The organism is Pseudomonas monsensis, assembly GCF_014268495.2.
GTDB lineage: Bacteria > Pseudomonadota > Gammaproteobacteria > Pseudomonadales > Pseudomonadaceae > Aquipseudomonas > Aquipseudomonas monsensis.
The window spans coordinates 544,425-562,193 of record NZ_CP077087.1; the positions used below are offsets into that span (position 1 = coordinate 544,425).

Sequence of the window (17,769 nt, forward strand, 5' to 3'; positions counted from 1 at the left end):
AAGCAAAAGTGTTTTTTACTTGCCGCTCGAAGCTGCTTTTCAGCCCTTGCCTTTGGTGCGGGTCATGTTCGGCCCGCCGTTCTTCTCAAGGTGCTCGATGATGATCCCCGCCACGTTCTTGCCCGTGGTGGTCTCGATCCCTTCCAGCCCAGGCGAGGAGTTCACCTCCATCACCAGCGGCCCGTGATTGGAACGCAGAATATCCACACCCGCCACCGCCAGGCCCATGACCTTGGCTGCACGCAAGGCAGTCATGCGTTCTTCCGGGGTGATCTTGATCAGGCTGGCGCTGCCGCCGCGATGCAGGTTGGAGCGGAATTCCCCCGGCTTGGCCTGACGCTTCATGGCCGCGATCACCTTGTCGCCGACCACGAAGCAGCGGATGTCCGCACCGCCGGCTTCCTTGATGTATTCCTGGACCATGATGTTCTGCTTCAGGCCCATGAATGCTTCGATCACCGACTCCGCCGCCGTTGCGGTTTCGCACAGCACCACGCCGATGCCCTGGGTGCCTTCCAGCACCTTGATCACCAGTGGCGCGCCGTTGACCATGTCGATCAGGTCGGGAATGTCATCCGGCGAGTGAGCAAACCCGGTCACCGGCAAGCCGATGCCACGCCGTGACAGCAGTTGCAGCGAGCGCAGTTTGTCCCGCGAACGGGCGATGGCCACCGACTCGTTCAGCGGGAACACGCCCATCATTTCGAACTGGCGCAACACCGCACAACCATAAAACGTCACCGACGCCCCGATCCGCGGAATCACCGCATCGAAGCCTTCCAGCGGTTTGCCGCGATAATGGATCTGCGGCTTGTGGCTGGCGATGTTCATATAGGCGCGCAAGGTGTCGATCACGACCATTTCATGCCCGCGCTCGGTTCCGGCTTCGACCAGACGGCGGGTGGAATACAGACGCGGGTTCCGCGACAGCACAGCGATCTTCATGCAACACCTGTGGAGGAGGTAGATACCGGGAACACCGGCTTGTCTTGTACATATTTGATGCCCGGATTGACCACCAGCTGGCCATCGATCAGGGCTTTGGAACCGAGCAACAGGCGATAGCGCATGGACTTGCGGCAGGCGAGGGTGAACTCGACCGGCCAGACCCGATCGCCCAAGGCCAGGGTGGTGCTGATCACGTAGCGCACCTGGGCATGGCCGTTGGAGCTTTTAATGGTTTTGCGCGTGACCAGCGGTGCTTCGCAACGCCGGTGACGCAACTGCACCACCGTGCCGAGGTGCGCGGTGAAGCGCACCCACTTCTCGCCGTCGCGTTCGAACGGTTCGATGTCGGTGGCGTGCAGGCTGGAGGTGCTGGCACCGGTGTCGATTTTTGCGCGCAGGCCCGCAACTCCCAGATCCGGGAGCGCCACCCACTCGCGCAGACCGACAACGGTCAAATGGTCAAATGTCTTCAATGGAAAAAACCAACAATTAACGCGTCCACGCCTCAGGTGATACCTGGGCCAACGCTTTGAATGCAGGCTTGGCGAACCAGAACCCCTGCATCAGAAATATTCCGCAATCCGCCAGGAAGTCCCGCTCGCCGGCGCGCTCTATGCCTTCGGCAATGACTGTAACGTCCAACTCCGCACAGATTGTGACAATCCCCCGAACGATAGCCTGACGGACACGGTCTTGATCGACATCGCGAATCAGCGCCATGTCGAGTTTGATCAGATCCGGTTGAAAATCAGCCAGCAGATTCAGCCCCGAAAAACCGGCACCGAAATCGTCGATGGCCGTCTTGAAGCCGAATTCGCGGTATTCACGCAGAATATTGGTCAAATGGCGATAGTTATCTACGTGCTCGCTTTCCAGGGTTTCGAAAATCAGCCGGTCGATCGGGAAATTGTGTTTCTTTGCCGCTTCCAGCGTGCTGCGTATGCATGACTCTGGACGATAGACGGCGTTGGGCATGAAGTTGATCGACAAGTGTGTCTGCATATTAAGACTGGCCGCACCTTCGATGGCGCGGGTCCGGCAGAGCTGATCGAAACGGTAACGGTTGTCTTCTGTAACTTGATCTAACACCGTCAACGCGCCTTCACCGGCGGTCCCTCGAACCAGCGCCTCGTGGGCGAAGACCGCCTGTTCGCGCAGGTCCACGATGGGCTGATAGGCGAAGGCAAAATCGAAGCCCAGCGGCTCGCTGTGCCGGCAACCCTGGCAACCCGCTTTGGGCGAGGTCAACGAAGACGGGAGTCTGGTCACTTGATCACTCCATGCCGGTCAACCGGCCAGGATCTCAGTTTATCTGGAGGGCTGGGTTCTTGCGCCCGACAGAATCGGTAGTACAGTTCCGACTACTGGCTGAACGAGGAATTCATATGGCGCAAAAACAGGAAGAGGACGACAAGGTCCGTCTCGATAAATGGCTGTGGGCCGCGCGGTTTTACAAAACCCGTGCCTTGGCCAAAGCGGCGATCGAGAGTGGCAAGGTGCATTGTCGGGGCGAGCGGTGCAAACCGGGCAAGGAGCCGCGAATCGGCGATGAGTTCGAGATCCGCAACGGGTTCGAAGTGCGCACGGTTCGGGTCGAAGCGTTGTCGATCGTGCGTCGTGGCGCGCCGGAAGCGCAGACGCTGTACGCAGAGACCGAGGCGAGTAGTGCCAAGCGCGAAGCCGCGGCGGCGATGCGCAAGGCCGGTTCTCTGGGCGTGAGCACCGACGGCAAGCCGAGCAAGAAGCAGCGGCGGGACCTGTTTAAATTTCGTGGGAACAGTAACGACGCATGATTGTGGCGAGGGAGCAAGCTTCCTCCCTCGCCCCAGGCAGTGCGCAAAACTGTCAGTTTGCTGCGGATACCACGCTCATCCGCGAAACCATCGGCAACTTGCCCAGCAGCGCGAAGATCGGCGCTGTCACCTTCAGCCAGAAATTCGACGCGTGCCAGGCAAACGGCGTGTAATAACCCCAGCCCAATGCCCACACCGCCAGCAGTAAACCGCCGATGTAATCGTCCTGGCCCCAATGCGCGCCCGCTACCAGGCGTGGCAGCATGAACAACAGCGCCAGGCCCCAGATGCTCAGGAACTGGCCAACCGTACGACTGAACACGCCCATGAACAGGGCCCAGATCAACAGTACCGAAGCATGGTCACCGGGAAAGCTCTGGCTCGAACGGTCCTTCAGCTCCCAGGTTTTTTCCATATGCGGGAAGTAGTCGCTGATGTGCACTGCGCCTTCAAGCACCATCGACGGGCTGCTGTGCTGCCAGTCCATGTGGTCGGCAAACTTGGAAAACAGCGCGCGGATGAGCACCATCAGCAGCAGGATCGAGAAAAAACCGAAGAACGCGCGACGCACGTCTATCGCCTTGAATACCCAGTCACCCTTGATCAACAACGTCAGCAGAATGATCCCGACGACGATGTCAAACGGGCGCAGGCTTGCAATTGCCCAGATGTGGAGCCATATCGGGTTGCTGGCCAGCGGTGCATTGAGCGAGCGGAACAGCCACTCGTCGAAAATCACACACAGCATCTGGCCCGTAGGCCATAACCAGAAAGCCAGTAGTGCCAATGGCACCACGTTACACAGAACCAGCCGGCCGAGGTTCCACCTTGATTGGAACAAACCCGGATTGTTCATAAAATGCCTCCCATGGCTAAGCATCGGCACCAAAAAAAGTGCCAAGAAACGAAATTTTCACGTTTTGTAACCATTTTGTCATCACATTCAGATACCCAGACCTATGACCGACCTACCGGATACCGATTACACCCAACGCTTCATCTTCGATGACAGCGACACGCGCGGCGAACTGGTTGCGCTGGAACGCAGCTACGCCGAAGTCCTCGCCAAGCACCCGTACCCGGAGCCAGTGGCGCAACTGCTGGGCGAATTGATGGCGGCCGCCTCGTTGCTGGTGGGCACCCTGAAATTCGACGGCTTGCTGATTCTGCAGGCGCGTTCCGAAGGGCCGATTCCGCTGCTGATGATCGAATGCTCCAGCGAGCGCGAGATCCGTGGCCTGGCGCGTTACAACGCCGAGCAGATCGCGCCGGACGCCACCCTTGCCGACCTGATGCCGGGCGGCGACCTGACCCTGACCGTCGACCCGACGATCGGCCAGCGTTACCAGGGCATCGTCGACCTTGACGGCGACAACCTGTCTGAGTGCTTCACCAATTATTTTGTCATGTCGCAACAGGTCGGCACGCGCTTCAAGCTGTTCGCCGACGGCCGTCGTGCGCGCGGGATGCTGCTGCAACAGCTGCCGGCCGACCGTCTGAAAGACGAAGAAGAGCGCGCCGCCAGCTGGCAGCACATCACCGCACTGGCGAGCACGCTGACCGCCGATGAATTGTTGAGCCTGGACAACGAAACCGTGTTGCATCGCCTCTACCATGAAGAGCAGGTGCGCCTGTTCGATGTGCAGAAACTGCGCTTCCGTTGCACCTGCTCACGCGAGCGTTCGGGCAATGCGCTGGTCAGTCTGGGTCTTGAGGATGCGCAGCAGTTGGTTCAAGAGAACGGCGGCAATATCGAGATCGATTGCCAGTTCTGCAATCAGCAGTACCTGTTCGACGCAGCCGATATCGCTCAATTGTTCGCTGGCGCAGGCGTCGACACGCCGTCAGATACCCGGCACTAAAACGGTTCAGCGCAGGTAAATTCACTGCGTAACGACGGAATTTCGCCGTTACGACGGGAGGACCCTACTCTTTTTGGGCTTTTCTGGCATAATCCGGCCCACTTTTTTCGCGGTAGTAGTGCACGACTTTCTACTACAAAACGTTTGGAGCACACTCGGCCACTGGCCGACGGGGAACCTCATGACGCAAGCCAATAACGCCGTGTACACCGATCTGAGTGTTGATGATCTGGTTAAAGAAGCCCTGAACCGCGGTGAGGGCGAGCTTGCCGATACCGGCGCTCTGGTTGTTCGCACTGGTCATCGCACCGGTCGTTCGCCGGTTGACCGTTTCATCGTTGAAGAGCCTTCCACCCAGGCCGCTATCGCCTGGGGCCCGATCAACCGCAAGTTCCCGGCCGACAAGTTCGACGCGCTGTGGGCTCGCGTAGAAGCATTCAACAACGCGCAAGAGCATTTCGTTTCCCACGTGCATGTAGGCGCGGCCGAAGATCACTACCTGGCCGTGAAAATGACCACTCAGACTGCCTGGCAGAACCTGTTCGGTCGTTGCCTGTTCATCAACCCGGCGCAGTACAACCCGGCCGGTCGTGAAGAGTGGCAAGTGCTCAACGTGGCCAACTTCGAGTGCGTGCCTGAGCGTGACGGCACCAACTCCGACGGTTGCGTGATCCTCAACTTCGCACAGAAGAAAGTGCTGATCGCCGGCATGCGTTACGCCGGTGAGATGAAGAAAGCCATGTTCTCCGTGCAGAACTTCCTGCTGCCGGCCGCTGACGTGCTGCCAATGCACTGCGCTGCCAACATCGGCGAAGAAGGCGACGTGACCCTGTTCTTCGGTCTGTCGGGCACCGGTAAAACCACCCTGTCGGCCGACGAAAGCCGTTACCTGATCGGTGACGACGAACACGGTTGGGGCGAAGGCGTTGTCTTCAACATCGAAGGCGGCTGCTATGCCAAGTGCATCGACCTGTCCGAGAAGAACGAGCCGGTCATCTGGAAAGCCATCAAGCACGGCGCTGTGCTGGAAAACGTTGTTATCGACGACGCCAAGCACGCCGACTACGCCGATGTCAGCCTGACCCAGAACAGCCGCGCGGCCTACCCGCTGGAGCACGTTGCCAAGCGTTCCGAGAAGAACCTGGGCGGCGAGCCAAACGCTGTGATCTTCCTGACCTGCGACCTGACCGGCGTCCTGCCGCCAGTGTCGATCCTCAACGAAGAACAAGCGGCCTACCACTTCCTGTCCGGCTACACCGCTCTGGTGGGCTCGACTGAAATGGGTTCGGGCAGCGGCATCAAGTCGACCTTCTCCACCTGCTTCGGCGCGCCGTTCTTCCCGCGTCCGGCTGGCGAATACGCCGAGCTGCTGATCAAACGTATCCGCGGCTTCGGCTCCAAGGTCTACCTGGTCAACACCGGCTGGACCGGCGGTGGCTACGGCGTCGGCAAACGCTTCAATATCCCGACCACCCGCGCTGTGATCGCCGCGATCCAGAGCGGCGCGCTGATCGGTGCAGCCACCGAGCACCTGGACACCATCAACCTCGACGTGCCATTGGCCGTACCGGGCGTTGAAACCAACCTGCTCAACCCACGCAACACCTGGGCTGACAAGGCTGCGTACGACGAGGCTGCCAAAGCACTGGCCGGTCTGTTCATCGAGAACTTCAAGAAGTTCGAAGTGAGCGACGCGATCAAGGCTGCCGGTCCTAAGTTGTAAGATCGGTTTGCAGCGATGAGAAAGCCGCCTCTTGGGGCGGCTTTTTTGTGGGCGAGTGGAAAGTGCTCACAGGTGGACTGCCATTATTCCCGCAGAATTCGAGCTGAACAGCCAGAATAAAGCCACTTGAGTGGCGGGGCATTCTCAGTACCCCCGGCTTTCACGGCCATTGCTGCCGGGCCTGGATTATTCGCAGCATTTCTACGCATCGGTCTTTGATCGCGTGGACGATGCTGTAGTCGGAGGCCGCAGCCGTTCCTCGTGTTACTTCGATTCTGCCTCTTCTGTACAGGGTCGGTCGTTGGCGGCGAATTTCCCTTTGATTCGAACAACTCGTCGAGATCAGTTGCTGCTTCAGGGGGGACCTGACTAATGCCTGTTATCAGGCCGGAGCCTTCCAGTTGAGCATTTGCTGTTGCGCAACCTGCAGCAGGTCACAGCCATCCTGCGTCAGCAGATATAGCGCGTGGGTGATGTGCGGGATGTCTTCGACATCGGCCTGTTTGAAGTTGAGGCAGTAGAGGGTGCGTAGCAGGTCGCTTGAAGCACGCAGGCGCTGCACGGCGCATTCGAGGATGTCTTGTGGATTGGCGGCTGTGTCGATGACCAGAGGCTTGGTGTCGGTGAGGTTGGATTCGAGCGGACGGTAGCGATCGGTCGTGAATTGATTCCATGTTTTCAATGTTCTTGATCCTCAAATGAAGGTGTCCCAAACAAAGCCGCCATAAAAACTGCAGGCAATTGGATACCGGCGACATACAGCGGACGCTTATGCACGTTCCATTCGAGTGACCAGGCCCGAGCCGCTGATTTGGCAGCGACCGTCACGACTATAGGTATGAGCAACCCTGGTGCGAAAGGCGACATAGCGTTGTGTTTTGCAGGAACCGGATGAAGCGTTGACAGGCTTTTCACCGTTGCTTCGCCTGATATTTGAACAGGCTCGCTCAGGTCGGCCGATCGGTAGCTTCAGCCTCTGTGACCACTATAGAAGGGCGCCCTAGAGCGAAACAAGACGGCCAAAATGGACAGGTTTCGTAGGGGTTTTTCCGAGGTTTGGGCATTTGCCCTACGCATTTTCATGGGGTTCTCAAGGCAAAACCCTTAGGCGAGAATTTTCCTACGGTTTTCTCAGGCACTTCGCCAAAAAGCGCTGTAAGGTGCGCGCCAGAATCTGTAGGACATTTCCAAACGTCCGATACGCGCTTAAAGGGAATTAGGTATGCAGTGGCTACGAGTGGCCTCGATCGTATGGCTGTGGGTCAATGGTTTTCACTTGGTGATTGCCGCTGAGTTGGGCAATGCTCCAGTGTCGAGTCAGCTGGATCGAACCGGTTGGCCGGATGCCCTCACCAGTCAGGCGAATGTCGACACAGCCTCGCGTGCCGAAGTACTGATGTTCGGCAAGGCGTTGCTGGCCAGCGAGGCTCTGGACGAGTCAGGGCTCAAGCAGCGGCTGGGTGTGGCGCAGGTGCAGCTCAAATCGATCAGACGGGTGCGCGACAACTTGTGGGATCGCTTGCTGAGTACCTATCGCACTGCCAGCCTCGATTGCGACGAGCAAGTGTTTTGTCCCAGGGTGCGCAGCGTCGCGGACTTGCGGCAACTGGCGGCAGCGTTCACCGGCGATATCAGCCCTGCCCATACACTGTGGGTGAGCAACAGCCAGCGTGTGCATGAGCAGATCCTGAACGAGCAGTTGCGTGTGGCGGTGTTGCGGCCCTGACTCAATCAGCCCAGGGACGCGCCATCCTTCGCCACGAAAATGGCGAGTTCCGGAGTGTCACCGGGAAACGGCATGCATCCGCTCAGCAACAGCGACGCGATGAAGAGGGCGAGGGGCAATTTCAGTGTGTTCGACATGGTCATTCCTTTGTGAGGTTGCGTACATATCGCCGTCCTGGCGTTATGTGGAGAGTGAAGCGGGCACGTTAGCGCGGTGCCGGAAAACACCGCGATAAACAAATCGGGCCGTTTGTTTCAGTCTGTGACCGGGCGTCCGGGGCTGTATCATTCCGTATTGGTTTGCCCCCCGACCTTTTCTCGACTCGCTGCGATCGCCCGCTAGGCTGTTGGCATGGCAGCGGTCAAAGGAGTGACAGCGAATGCACAACACCCTGGAACAGGTTTTCGGTTATCCACAGTTTCGACCCGGTCAGGAGCAGGCCATCAGCGCTGTATTGGCCGGGCGCTCGGCGGCGGCGATTTTCCCCACCGGCTCGGGCAAATCCCTGTGTTATCAAGTGTCGGCAGTGCTGCTGCCGCATCTGACGCTGGTGGTTTCACCGTTGCTGGCGCTGATGCAGGATCAACTGGCGTTCCTGCAACGCCACGGCATCCCGGCAGGCAGCATCGATTCGGCACAGAGCCGCGACGACGCCAATGACGTCATGGCTCGTGCTCGCTCCGGTGAGCTGAAGATTCTGATGGTCTCGGTCGAGCGCCTGAAAAACGAGCGATTTCGCAACTTCCTGCAGCAGGTGCCGATCTCGTTGCTGGTGGTGGACGAGGCGCACTGCATCTCGGAATGGGGCCACAATTTCCGTCCCGACTACCTCAAGCTGCCGGACTATCAGCGCCAGTTCAACATTCCCCAAGCCCTGCTGCTGACGGCCACCGCTACGCCGAAAGTCATCGCCGACATGCAGGCCAGATTCGCCATTGCCGCCGAGGACGTGGTGACCACCGGTTTCTATCGGCCCAATCTCAACCTGCTGGTGGAACCGGTGCGCGCTCAGGACAAGCGCCGGCGCCTGGTGGAATGGATGGCCGAACGGCAGGGGCAGCCGGGCATCGTCTACGTCACCCTGCAGAAAACCGCCGAGCACGTCGCCGAACACCTTGTACGAAATGGCATACAGGCCGAGGCCTATCACGCCGGGTTGCCCAATGATCAGCGTGAAGCCATCCAGAAACGCTTCATGGCCGGGCAGTCCAAGTGCATTGTCGCGACCATTGCGTTCGGCATGGGCATCGACAAGAGCGACATCCGCCAGGTGGTGCATTTCGACTTGCCCAAATCCATCGAAAACTACAGCCAGGAAATCGGTCGGGCAGGGCGCGACGGGCAGCCCTCGGATTGTCTGGTGCTGGCCAATCGCGACAGCCTCAACGTGCTGGAAAACTTCGTTTACGGCGACACGCCGGAGCGTGACGGTATTCGGTATGTGCTCGATGAATTGCACGCATCGGTGCCTGAGGGGCAGTGGGAATTTCTGCTCGGACCGCTGGCGGATCAGAGCAACATCCGCGCGTTGCCGCTCAAGACTTTGCTGGTGCAGCTGGAGCTGCGCGGGTTGATCGCTCCGCGCTACGCCTATTACGCCGAATACCGTTTCAAATACCTGCTGGAGCCTGAGGCATTGCTCGAGCGCTTCGAGGGCGAGCGCAGGGACTTTGTCGCGGCGATCATCCACACCTCAAGCCGTGCACGTACCTGGGCGACCGTGAATTTCGAGGCAATGTACACGCAGTATTCCGCTGAGCGCAGTCGGGTGGTGAAGGCCCTGGATTACTTTCAGGAAAAGGGCTGGATCGAACTTGAAAGCAAGCAGATGACCGAGGTCTACAGCGTGCTGCAGAGTGACTTCGACAGCGCTGTTTTGAGCGGTGAGCTGCATGCTTACTTCACTCGCCACGAACAAGCCGAAGTGGCGCGGATACACGCGATGCTTGAACTGTTCTCGACCGAGCGTTGCCTGGGGTATCGCCTGGCCGAGTACTTCGGTGATCACCAGGCGCCCGAGCGGTGCGGGCATTGCTCAGTGTGTCATGGCCACATCGCGCGTCTGCCGGCGCCACCGCAGTTGCCATCGCTTGTGGATAAAAGTTTCCCGGCGCTGTGCGGTGATTTTATCCACAAGCATGAACAGCATGCAGGCAGTGTTCCGACGGCGGAGCGGCTGACACGGTTTCTGTGCGGGATCAGTGTGCCGTTGTTTACCAGGCTCAAGGCGCGGACGATCTCCGGGTATGCGGCGCTCGAGGAATATCCCTACGCCGACGTGCGCCGCTGGGTTGAGGAACACCTCTGATCTTTTTGTAGGCGCTGGCGCGAGTGGGGTTTATCCATCCGCTGAATGTCGATCATCACGGTAATAAACTTCAAAAAGCGTGATTGGCTGACTATGGTGAAGGCTGTCTTCGGATCGCCAACAAGAGAACAACATGAGCCAGACATCCTTCGATATTCAGCAGGCTGCCGTGATCGGCGCGGGCACTATGGGGCGCGGCATTGTCATGTGCCTGGCTAATGCCGGCGTTGCAGTGCAATGGGTGGATAACAATCCACAGATGCTTGAGCAGGCACTGGCCGCAGTAGCCGACACTTACGCACACAACGTGCGGCAGGGGCGGATTGATCAGGCTGAAGCCGATGTACGCCTCGCCCGGGTCAGTGCAGCGGCGGATTACGCGGCGATCCGTAATGTCGATCTGGTGATTGAAGCGGTGTACGAGAACCTTGAGCTCAAGCAGAAGATCTTTCGCGAACTCGATGGCTTGTTGAAACCCGAAGCATTGTTGGCGAGCAATACCTCGGCGCTGGATATCGACGCGATTGCCGCGGTAACCCGACGCCCGGCTCAGGTGCTGGGCCTGCACTTTTTCAGTCCGGCACACATCATGAAATTGCTGGAGATCGTGCGAGGTGCACAGACTTCGCCGACGGTCCTGGAGGCCGCACTGGCCCTGGGCAAGCGCATGGGCAAGGTCAGTGTGGTGTCGGGCAACTGCCACGGCTTTATCGGCAATCGCATGCTGCATCCGTATGTGCTGGAGGCACGCAAGATGCTCCTCGAAGGCGCTTATCCACAGCAGGTGGATGCGGCGTTGCAGGGTTTCGGTTTTGCCATGGGGCCGTTCCGCATGTACGACGTGGTCGGCATCGATCTGGAGTGGCGTGCCCGCGAGTTGGCCGGCGAAGGCCAGGATGCGCCAGAGGTTCAGGTGGATAACCGCTTGTGCGAGCTGGGCCGGTTTGGACAGAAGTCCGGCAACGGTTACTACCATTACGAGCCGGGCAGTCGTCAGGCCGAGCATGATCCTGAGGTCGATGCGTTGGTGTTGCAGGTCAGCGAAGGGTTGGGCTTCCAGCGCCGCGAGATCGGCCCGGAGGAGATCCTGGAGCGCAGTCTTCTGGCATTGGTCAACGAGGGGGCAAAGATTTTGCAGGAAGGCATCGCCCAATCGGCACACGACATTGATTTGGTGTACCTGAACGGCTACGGCTTCCCGGCAGACAAGGGCGGCCCGATGGCCTGGGCGGATCAGCAGGGGCTGGCGGACATTCATCAGCGCTTGCTGGCGCTGGAGACGCGTCAGGGCGATCAGTGGAAACCGGCGCGGTTGATTGGCGAGTTGGCCGCGCAGGGCAAGGGGTTTGCTCAAGCTTAGTGTTACGGCGAAAATCGGTCCCCCTCACCCCAGCCCGCTCCCCCAAGGGGGGCGAGGGGGAAGGGAGCCGATCTGCGTGGGTTTCAGCATTCGAGTTCGACTCGACAGTTCAGGTCGGTGTATTTCGAGAAAACACCTCGGTCAGTCCCCTCTCCCTCTGGGAGTGTATGTACCGGAGACATGGTGGACACATGTTCGGAGACATGGTGGACGGTTTTAGATCTTCTTACCTGCCATAACGATCTGCAAGTTCAAGTCGATTCGGGCGATGCGATGTCTACTCCAGTAGACATCGTGGATGCCGTCCTCCGTCGTTTCCCGGATAGCTACTGACTTCCCGTAAAAAGCTTTCCCGACTGTGTATTCACGGTTCCTCCAGTAGATCTCGCCCTTTACCTGAACCTTCCTGACCACATCACCATCGTCGTACTCCGGCGCTGCGGGTTGCTCCTGATATTCCCTTGAGCTGCTGCTGTACCGAGTAGCAGGAACCTGCATGTCCAGCGCTTGATGCGGGCGCTTCTGGTTGTAAATATCACGCCAGATATCAAACGCCCGTTGCGCGCTGTTGAGATCGTTAAAGTGCTGACCCTGGAGGACTTCATTTTTCAGACTGCGGTGGAAGCGTTCCAGCTTTCCTTGGGTTTGCGGATGATAAGGTCGAGAGTGGCCGACCTTGATGCCTTGACTCATCAGCCAGACCTCCAGCGCGGTATAAACGCCTGTCTGATCACCCCATGGAGAGCCGTTGTCCATCGTCATGCGCAAAGGCAGGCCATAGCGCCGAAAGGCCCGGACCAGATGCTCCTGGACGGTGTCGCGCTGCTCATTGATACACGCCGCGATGCACAGTGAAAACCGCGAATGATCGTCCAGTATCGTCAACGGATGGCAACGCCCCTGACCCAGACTGATATGCCCCTTGAAGTCCATCTGCCAAAGATCGTTGGGCGCTTCATGCTCAAAACGGATAAACGGTTTGATCTCGGCGGCCTTTGGATCAACGCGTGAATGACGCTGTAAAACCGCATGCACGGTACTGACCGAAGGCATCACTAAGCCGTTGTCTTCCAACACACGTTTGAGCTTGCGAGCGCCCCAGGCCGCGTACTCCTGACTCACGGTCAAAATCTGCTGTTCAACCTCATCAGCACATCGCTTGGGTGATGTCTTCGGTCGTCGAGACTGATCGTTCAGTCCTTCTGCACCCAGGTTTTCAAACCTGTTAAGCCATTTATAGGCGGTGCTTGGGCTGATATTAAATCGACGGCAAAGCTGCCGGACATTGGCCCCTTCTTGCCGAGCCAAAAGCACGAATTCTGAACGAAGCTGCACAGTGGACACCTCTTCCCAAGACACAGGTCATCTCCTTAGTGATGAGCAATGTGCCTATTAAAAAGTGTCCACCATGTCTCCGAACACCTGTCCACCATGTGTCCGGTACATACAGGGAGAGGGCTAGGGTGAGGGCAAGCGGCCTCACTGAAAAAACAGGAGAGTCAGCCCAACCATGTCCACCCCTCAACGCACCGACTACCCACACTTCCAGCCCATCACCACACGCTGGCACGACAACGACGCTTACGGTCACGTCAACAATGTGACCTACTACAGCTTCTTCGACACAGCCGTGAACACCTACCTGATTCAGGTCGGTGGTCTGGATATTCATGATGGCGAGGTGGTGGGGTTTGTGGTCAGTTCGTCGTGTGATTACTTTGCCTCGATCGCGTTTCCCGATCTGATCGAAGTCGGTCTGCGAGTCGGCAAGCTGGGCAACAGTTCGGTGCAATACGAACTGGCGGTGTTCAAGGTGGGGGAGTTCGAGGCGTGCGCAGCGGGGCGTTTTGTCCATGTCTTCGTGGAGCGGACGAGCAATCAGCCGGTTCCGATTCCAGGCCGGTTGCGTGAAGCCCTGGAGCGTCTGCTGGTTTGAACCGGGGCAAAAAAAATCGCAGCCCAAGGGCTGCGATTTTTGCTTTCCCGCGTAACGCAATGCGTCAGTCGCGATAGTAGCGGTGATGCTTGCGATGGCCATAGGCGTGACCGCGACCACGGTGGTCATCGCGGTAGTAGCGACGGTCACGACCGCGATCGTAATGACGACCTTCGTCATTGCTCTGGTTGCCCATGTAGTTGCCCAGCGCGCCACCGGCGCCGCCACCTGCTGCGGCGCCGATCAGGCTGCCGGTGGTGCCGCCCATGCTGCGGCCGACCACGTTACCGCCGGCTGCGCCCAATGCACCGCCAATGGCGGCTTCGCCACGGCTGTGTTTGTTGGCGCCCACCGCGCTACCACCCGCGCCGCCCAGGGCTGCGCCAATGGTTGAACCTGTGCTGCCGCCTAAAGACTGACCGACGACCGAGCCAAGAACCCCGCCCAATGCGCCGCCCACACCTGCTTCGGTGGTGCCTCCGGCAGAAGCGAAGCCACTGACCAGGCCAAGGGACAACAAGAGAATCGAGGAGAACTTCATAGAGGAGCCTCAAAGGGATGACGGCGCCGATCCTGAGGCTGTGTAACAAGGCTGACAATCGAAATCCGACGAATAACACGACTTGTATACAATTATGCAAGTTACTGTTTTGTATGCGGAACTTAAGCGATTTTTGCCGGTCTTTAGCTACTTCGGACAGGCCGCTTTTGTGAAAAAGCGGCCTTTTTTGTGGGCGTTTGAAAAGTGCACAGTACAAAGAATTGCATTGAATCGGCGACCGCTATCGCGAGCAGGCTCACTCCTGCGGTGACCGAGTTCCTATAGATGGAACACGTTCAACTGTAGGAGTGAGCCTGCTCGCGATAGCAATGGTGCTGACCCCGTATCAAGCGGACTTGGCCATGATCAACCCGCTCTCACTCGCCGCTTCCAGCCGGATCGCAATGAATTTCGACGTCGGTGTATGGCTGCCATCCCCGGTGCTTTCCAGCGGCACCAGCGGATTCACTTCCGGATAGTAAGCCGCCGCCTGACCCGCAGGAATATCAAACGCCAGTAAGGTGAAGCCCTTCACCCGGCGCTCGCGACCGTCGTCCCACAGCGAGACGATGTCGGCTTTCTGCCCCGGACGGAAGCCCAGGCGAATGATGTCGGCCTCGTTGACGAACAGCACATCACGCTGCCCTTTGACCCCGCGATAACGGTCGTCGAGACCATAAATCGTGGTGTTGTACTGGTCGTGAGAGCGCATCGACTGCAGGATCAGGTCCGGCAGTTGCCCGGTGGCACGAGTGCGTTCGTGGACAAGGTCTTTCGGCAGCAGGTTCGCGCGGAAGTTGGCGCGGCCCGACGGTGTGTTCCACTTGCGCGCGCCGGCGCTGTTGCCAAGGTAGAACCCCCCCGGGTTCTTGATCTTCTCATTGAAGTCTTTGAAGTTCGGGATGGTGTCGGCGATCAGCTCGCGGATACGCCCGTAGTCGGCCGCCAGCCAGTGCCAGTCCACCGGTTTGCTGCCCAGTGTGGCGGCGGCAATGCCGGCAATGATCGCCGGCTCCGAACGCATCTGGTTCGACAGCGGCTGCAACTGGCCATTGGAGGCGTGGACCATGCTGAATGAGTCTTCCACGGTGACCGCTTGCGGCCCTTCGGTCTGGATGTCGATGTCGGTACGACCGAGGCACGGCAGGATCAGCGCGTCCTTGCCGTGGGCCAGGTGGCTGCGATTGAGTTTGGTGCTGATCTGCACGGTCAGGTCGCAATTGCTCAGCGCCTGGAACGTGCGCGGGCTGTCCGGCGTCGCCTGGGCAAAGTTGCCGCCCAGACCGATGAAGACTTTCGCGCGGCCTTCGGCCATCGCATGGATCGCCTCGACCACGTTGTGCCCGTTGTGGCGCGGCACCTTGAACTGGAAACGCCGCTCCAGTGAATCGAGGAACGCCACCGGCGGCCGTTCATTGATACCCATCGTGCGATCGCCCTGCACGTTGCTGTGGCCACGCACCGGGCACAGGCCGGCGCCCGGTTTGCCGATGTTGCCGCGCAGCAGCATCAGGTTGGCGATTTCCTGGATGGTCGGCACCGAATGGCGATGCTGGGTGATACCCATTGCCCAGCACATGATCACGTTCTTGCCTTTGGCATACATGCGTGCGGCTTGCTCGATCTCGACCAGGGTCAGGCCGGATTGCGTGACGATCTGTTCCCATGGTGTGTCATCGACGACCCCGAGATACTCCAGCACGTTGGCACTGTGGGCGTTGAGGAAGTCATGGTCGAACACCGCCGGCGCGCCGGTTTTCTGCGCGTCGCGTTCCCACTGCAGGAGGAATTTGGCCATGCCGCGCAGGACCGCCATGTCACCGCCCAGCGCCGGGCGGAAATACGCGGTGTTGGTCGGCTTGTCGCCGTTGGTGAGCATTTCGAGCGGATGCTGCGGGTGCTGGAAACGCTCCAGACCGCGCTCTTTCAGCGGATTGATGCAGACCACCTGTGCGCCCCGTTTCACCGCTTCACGCAGCGGTTCGAGCATACGCGGGTGGTTGGTGCCGGGGTTCTGGCCCCAGACGAAAATCGCGTCGGCGTGTTCGAAGTCGTCGAAGGTCACGGTGCCTTTACCGACGCCAACGCTTTGCGCCAGTGCCACACCGCTGGCCTCGTGGCACATGTTCGAACAGTCGGGGAAGTTGTTGGTGCCGTAGGCGCGCACGAACAGCTGGTACAGATACGCCGCTTCGTTGCTGGCGCGACCGGAGGTGTAGAACTCGGCCAGATCCGGGCTCGGCAAGCCTTGCAGGTGTTTGGCAATCAGCGCGTAGGCGTCGTCCCAGCTGATCGGCTTGTAGCGATCGGTCTCGGCGTCGTAGACCATCGGTTCGGTCAGGCGACCCTGATACTCCAGCCAGTAGTCACTCTGTTCCAGCAGCGAGGTCACGCTGTGTTTGGCGAAGAACTTCGCATCCACGCGACGCTTGGTCGCTTCCCAGTTCACCGCTTTGGCGCCGTTCTCGCAGAACTTGACCATGCCGCTTTCCGGCGAATCGCCCCAGGCGCAGCCCGGGCAGTCGAAACCGCCGTTCTGGTTGGTTTTGAGCATCATGCGCAGGTTTTTCAGCGCGTTGTCGCTGGTCAACCAGGCCTGGGCCACACTGATCAGGGCACCCCAGCCGCCGGCGGCACCTTTATAAGGTTTGTAGCGCGGGACAGGTTTCTGGTCGGCTTGATGATGTTGGCTCACGCTTGATTCTCCATCGCGGGGCTATACACCCGCGGCGCACTTTTCTGCGGCAGGTGGATGAGATTGAGGTTATGTCGACGGGCCCATTGCACGGCGAGGCCCGTGGGTGCGGACAGGCTGACCAGGGTCTGGATGCCGGCGCGCAAAACTTTCTGGATCAATTCGAGGCTGCAACGGCTGGTGACGATCGCCAGGCCGCCGTCTGTGGATAACTTCTGGCGGATCAAGCCGCCGATCAATTTGTCGAGGGCGTTGTGCCGGCCGATGTCTTCGCGGCCGAGCAGCAATTCGCCGCTGGCATTCATGAACACCGCCGCGTGCACGGCGCCGCAGTGCTGGCCCAACGGTTGAAACGCACTGATGCGCTGACGCAAGCCGTCGAGCCATTCAATGGGTGGCAGCGGTGCACCGGGCAGCACCTTCAGGTCGGGCAAGGCCTGCTCGACCGCTTCAACGCCGCAGAGCCCGCAACCGCTGGTACCGGCCAGTTGCCGACGCTGTTGCTTGAGGTTCCAGAAGGCGCGGTTGGCAATGGTCACTTGCGCGTATTGCGCCGAGCCGGCGCCGCTCAGTTGCAGGTCATAGATATCGCTGGCGTCCTCGATGATGCCGCTGCCGAGGCTGAAACCGACGATGAAGTCTTCCAGATCCGTCGGTGTCACCAGCATCACCGCCTGGCTGATGCCGTTGTAGGCGATCGCCAACGCGACTTCCTCGGCCAGCGCGGTGCTGGCCGATTCCACAAGGGGTAGATCGCTGTAACTGTACGTCTGGCTGGCGGCGGGCGCGGGCGTTTCGAGTGCAGGCGCCGCGCAGGCTGGGCGCTTGGCGTTCATGGCATCACCAACGGATTGATCAACGTTAAGACTAGGCGCGG

General features: G+C 59.3%; 17 protein-coding genes. 7 read left to right on the top strand and 10 right to left on the bottom strand.

Features of this window, described 5'->3' with window-relative positions; translation table 11 throughout:
• Positions 1 to 39: 39 nt before the first annotated feature.
• From rimK to rimA, 3 genes are read right to left on the bottom strand one after another with little or no spacing between them, the layout of a single operon-like run.
• A complete protein-coding gene (gene rimK, locus HV782_RS02340; protein WP_007949201.1) occupies positions 40 to 945 on the bottom strand; it encodes a 30S ribosomal protein S6--L-glutamate ligase in 906 nt (301 codons plus the stop codon).
• Entirely contained in the window at positions 942 to 1,421 is a 480-nt protein-coding gene (gene rimB / locus HV782_RS02345; RefSeq protein ID WP_007917936.1) for a retropepsin-like aspartic endopeptidase RimB, read from the bottom strand. The genes rimK and rimB overlap by 4 nt, the downstream gene beginning before the upstream one ends.
• 16 nt (positions 1,422 to 1,437) lie before the next feature.
• Complete coding sequence (gene rimA, locus HV782_RS02350; protein WP_128614928.1) at positions 1,438 to 2,217, bottom strand: S6 modification regulatory phosphodiesterase RimA; 780 nt, start codon at positions 2,215 to 2,217, stop codon at positions 1,438 to 1,440.
• 116 nt (positions 2,218 to 2,333) lie between these two features.
• On the opposite strand from rimA, the gene HV782_RS02355 reads away from it, so the two are divergent.
• The gene (locus HV782_RS02355) at positions 2,334 to 2,741 is read left to right on the top strand and encodes an RNA-binding S4 domain-containing protein (protein WP_186748678.1); all 408 of its coding nucleotides are present in this window, start codon (positions 2,334 to 2,336) and stop codon (positions 2,739 to 2,741) included.
• A gap of 52 nt (positions 2,742 to 2,793) precedes the next feature.
• On the opposite strand, the gene HV782_RS02360 is transcribed toward HV782_RS02355, so the two are convergent.
• Positions 2,794 to 3,597: a phosphatase PAP2 family protein gene (locus HV782_RS02360; protein WP_186748677.1), complete on the bottom strand. Its 804-nt coding sequence runs from the start codon at positions 3,595 to 3,597 to the stop codon at positions 2,794 to 2,796.
• Positions 3,598 to 3,700: 103 nt separating this feature from the next.
• On the opposite strand from HV782_RS02360, the gene hslO reads away from it, so the two are divergent.
• Both hslO and HV782_RS02370 read left to right on the top strand, forming a co-directional pair.
• Positions 3,701 to 4,603 (top strand): Hsp33 family molecular chaperone HslO, encoded by a 903-nt coding sequence (hslO, locus tag HV782_RS02365; RefSeq protein ID WP_123470558.1) that lies wholly within the window; start codon positions 3,701 to 3,703, stop codon positions 4,601 to 4,603.
• Positions 4,604 to 4,784: 181 nt separating this feature from the next.
• Complete coding sequence (locus tag HV782_RS02370) at positions 4,785 to 6,326, top strand: phosphoenolpyruvate carboxykinase (protein ID WP_025110978.1); 1,542 nt, start codon at positions 4,785 to 4,787, stop codon at positions 6,324 to 6,326.
• 382 nt (positions 6,327 to 6,708) lie between these two features.
• Here the strand turns inward: HV782_RS02370 and HV782_RS02375 are convergent, their stop codons facing one another.
• A complete protein-coding gene (locus HV782_RS02375) occupies positions 6,709 to 7,008 on the bottom strand; it encodes a hypothetical protein (RefSeq protein WP_186748676.1) in 300 nt (99 codons plus the stop codon).
• 540 nt (positions 7,009 to 7,548) lie between these two features.
• Here HV782_RS02375 and HV782_RS02380 point away from each other — a divergent pair.
• Positions 7,549 to 8,052: a polysaccharide deacetylase gene (locus tag HV782_RS02380; RefSeq protein ID WP_186748675.1), complete on the top strand. Its 504-nt coding sequence runs from the start codon at positions 7,549 to 7,551 to the stop codon at positions 8,050 to 8,052.
• 5 nt (positions 8,053 to 8,057) lie between these two features.
• Here the strand turns inward: HV782_RS02380 and HV782_RS28710 are convergent, their stop codons facing one another.
• Complete coding sequence (locus HV782_RS28710) at positions 8,058 to 8,189, bottom strand: hypothetical protein (RefSeq protein ID WP_256591295.1); 132 nt, start codon at positions 8,187 to 8,189, stop codon at positions 8,058 to 8,060.
• A gap of 242 nt (positions 8,190 to 8,431) precedes the next feature.
• Here HV782_RS28710 and HV782_RS02385 point away from each other — a divergent pair, with 242 nt between their 5' ends.
• Positions 8,432 to 10,360 (top strand): RecQ family ATP-dependent DNA helicase, encoded by a 1,929-nt coding sequence (locus HV782_RS02385; RefSeq protein ID WP_186748674.1) that lies wholly within the window; start codon positions 8,432 to 8,434, stop codon positions 10,358 to 10,360.
• A 133-nt stretch (positions 10,361 to 10,493) separates the two neighbouring features.
• Positions 10,494 to 11,720, top strand: coding sequence for a 3-hydroxyacyl-CoA dehydrogenase (locus HV782_RS02390; protein ID WP_186748673.1), 1,227 nt, complete (start codon positions 10,494 to 10,496; stop codon positions 11,718 to 11,720).
• A gap of 216 nt (positions 11,721 to 11,936) precedes the next feature.
• Here the strand turns inward: HV782_RS02390 and HV782_RS02395 are convergent, their stop codons facing one another.
• Entirely contained in the window at positions 11,937 to 13,079 is a 1,143-nt protein-coding gene (locus HV782_RS02395; RefSeq protein ID WP_186748803.1) for an IS481 family transposase, read from the bottom strand.
• 151 nt (positions 13,080 to 13,230) lie between these two features.
• Between HV782_RS02395 and HV782_RS02400 the strand changes: the two genes are divergently transcribed.
• Positions 13,231 to 13,656: an acyl-CoA thioesterase gene (locus HV782_RS02400; RefSeq protein WP_186748424.1), complete on the top strand. Its 426-nt coding sequence runs from the start codon at positions 13,231 to 13,233 to the stop codon at positions 13,654 to 13,656.
• A gap of 64 nt (positions 13,657 to 13,720) precedes the next feature.
• Here the strand turns inward: HV782_RS02400 and HV782_RS02405 are convergent, their stop codons facing one another.
• From HV782_RS02405 to fdhD, 3 genes are all read right to left on the bottom strand, one after another.
• Positions 13,721 to 14,197, bottom strand: coding sequence for a glycine zipper domain-containing protein (locus tag HV782_RS02405; protein WP_128614184.1), 477 nt, complete (start codon positions 14,195 to 14,197; stop codon positions 13,721 to 13,723).
• A gap of 346 nt (positions 14,198 to 14,543) precedes the next feature.
• The gene (locus tag HV782_RS02410; protein ID WP_186748422.1) at positions 14,544 to 16,892 is read right to left on the bottom strand and encodes an FdhF/YdeP family oxidoreductase; all 2,349 of its coding nucleotides are present in this window, start codon (positions 16,890 to 16,892) and stop codon (positions 14,544 to 14,546) included.
• Positions 16,889 to 17,728 carry a formate dehydrogenase accessory sulfurtransferase FdhD gene (gene fdhD / locus HV782_RS02415; protein WP_186748420.1) on the bottom strand — a complete coding sequence of 280 codons (840 nt, stop codon included), beginning with the start codon at positions 17,726 to 17,728 and terminating at the stop codon, positions 16,889 to 16,891. Before fdhD ends, HV782_RS02410 begins: the two co-directional genes overlap by 4 nt.
• Positions 17,729 to 17,769 lie beyond the last annotated feature (41 nt).

What these genes read in the sequence shown, in the direction of transcription:
- HV782_RS02400 (WP_186748424.1), top strand. Translation starts at nt 13,231, where the DNA reads ATGTCCACCCCTCAACGCACCGACTACCCACACTTCCAGCCCATCACC.
- HV782_RS02360 (WP_186748677.1), bottom strand. Translation starts at nt 3,597, where the DNA reads ATGAACAATCCGGGTTTGTTCCAATCAAGGTGGAACCTCGGCCGGCTG.
- HV782_RS02405 (WP_128614184.1), bottom strand. Translation starts at nt 14,197, where the DNA reads ATGAAGTTCTCCTCGATTCTCTTGTTGTCCCTTGGCCTGGTCAGTGGC.
- HV782_RS02390 (WP_186748673.1), top strand. Translation starts at nt 10,494, where the DNA reads ATGAGCCAGACATCCTTCGATATTCAGCAGGCTGCCGTGATCGGCGCG.
- HV782_RS02380 (WP_186748675.1), top strand. Translation starts at nt 7,549, where the DNA reads ATGCAGTGGCTACGAGTGGCCTCGATCGTATGGCTGTGGGTCAATGGT.
- hslO (WP_123470558.1), top strand. Translation starts at nt 3,701, where the DNA reads ATGACCGACCTACCGGATACCGATTACACCCAACGCTTCATCTTCGAT.
- HV782_RS02355 (WP_186748678.1), top strand. Translation starts at nt 2,334, where the DNA reads ATGGCGCAAAAACAGGAAGAGGACGACAAGGTCCGTCTCGATAAATGG.
- fdhD (WP_186748420.1), bottom strand. Translation starts at nt 17,728, where the DNA reads ATGAACGCCAAGCGCCCAGCCTGCGCGGCGCCTGCACTCGAAACGCCC.
- HV782_RS02370 (WP_025110978.1), top strand. Translation starts at nt 4,785, where the DNA reads ATGACGCAAGCCAATAACGCCGTGTACACCGATCTGAGTGTTGATGAT.
- rimK (WP_007949201.1), bottom strand. Translation starts at nt 945, where the DNA reads ATGAAGATCGCTGTGCTGTCGCGGAACCCGCGTCTGTATTCCACCCGC.
- HV782_RS02385 (WP_186748674.1), top strand. Translation starts at nt 8,432, where the DNA reads ATGCACAACACCCTGGAACAGGTTTTCGGTTATCCACAGTTTCGACCC.
- HV782_RS28710 (WP_256591295.1), bottom strand. Translation starts at nt 8,189, where the DNA reads ATGTCGAACACACTGAAATTGCCCCTCGCCCTCTTCATCGCGTCGCTG.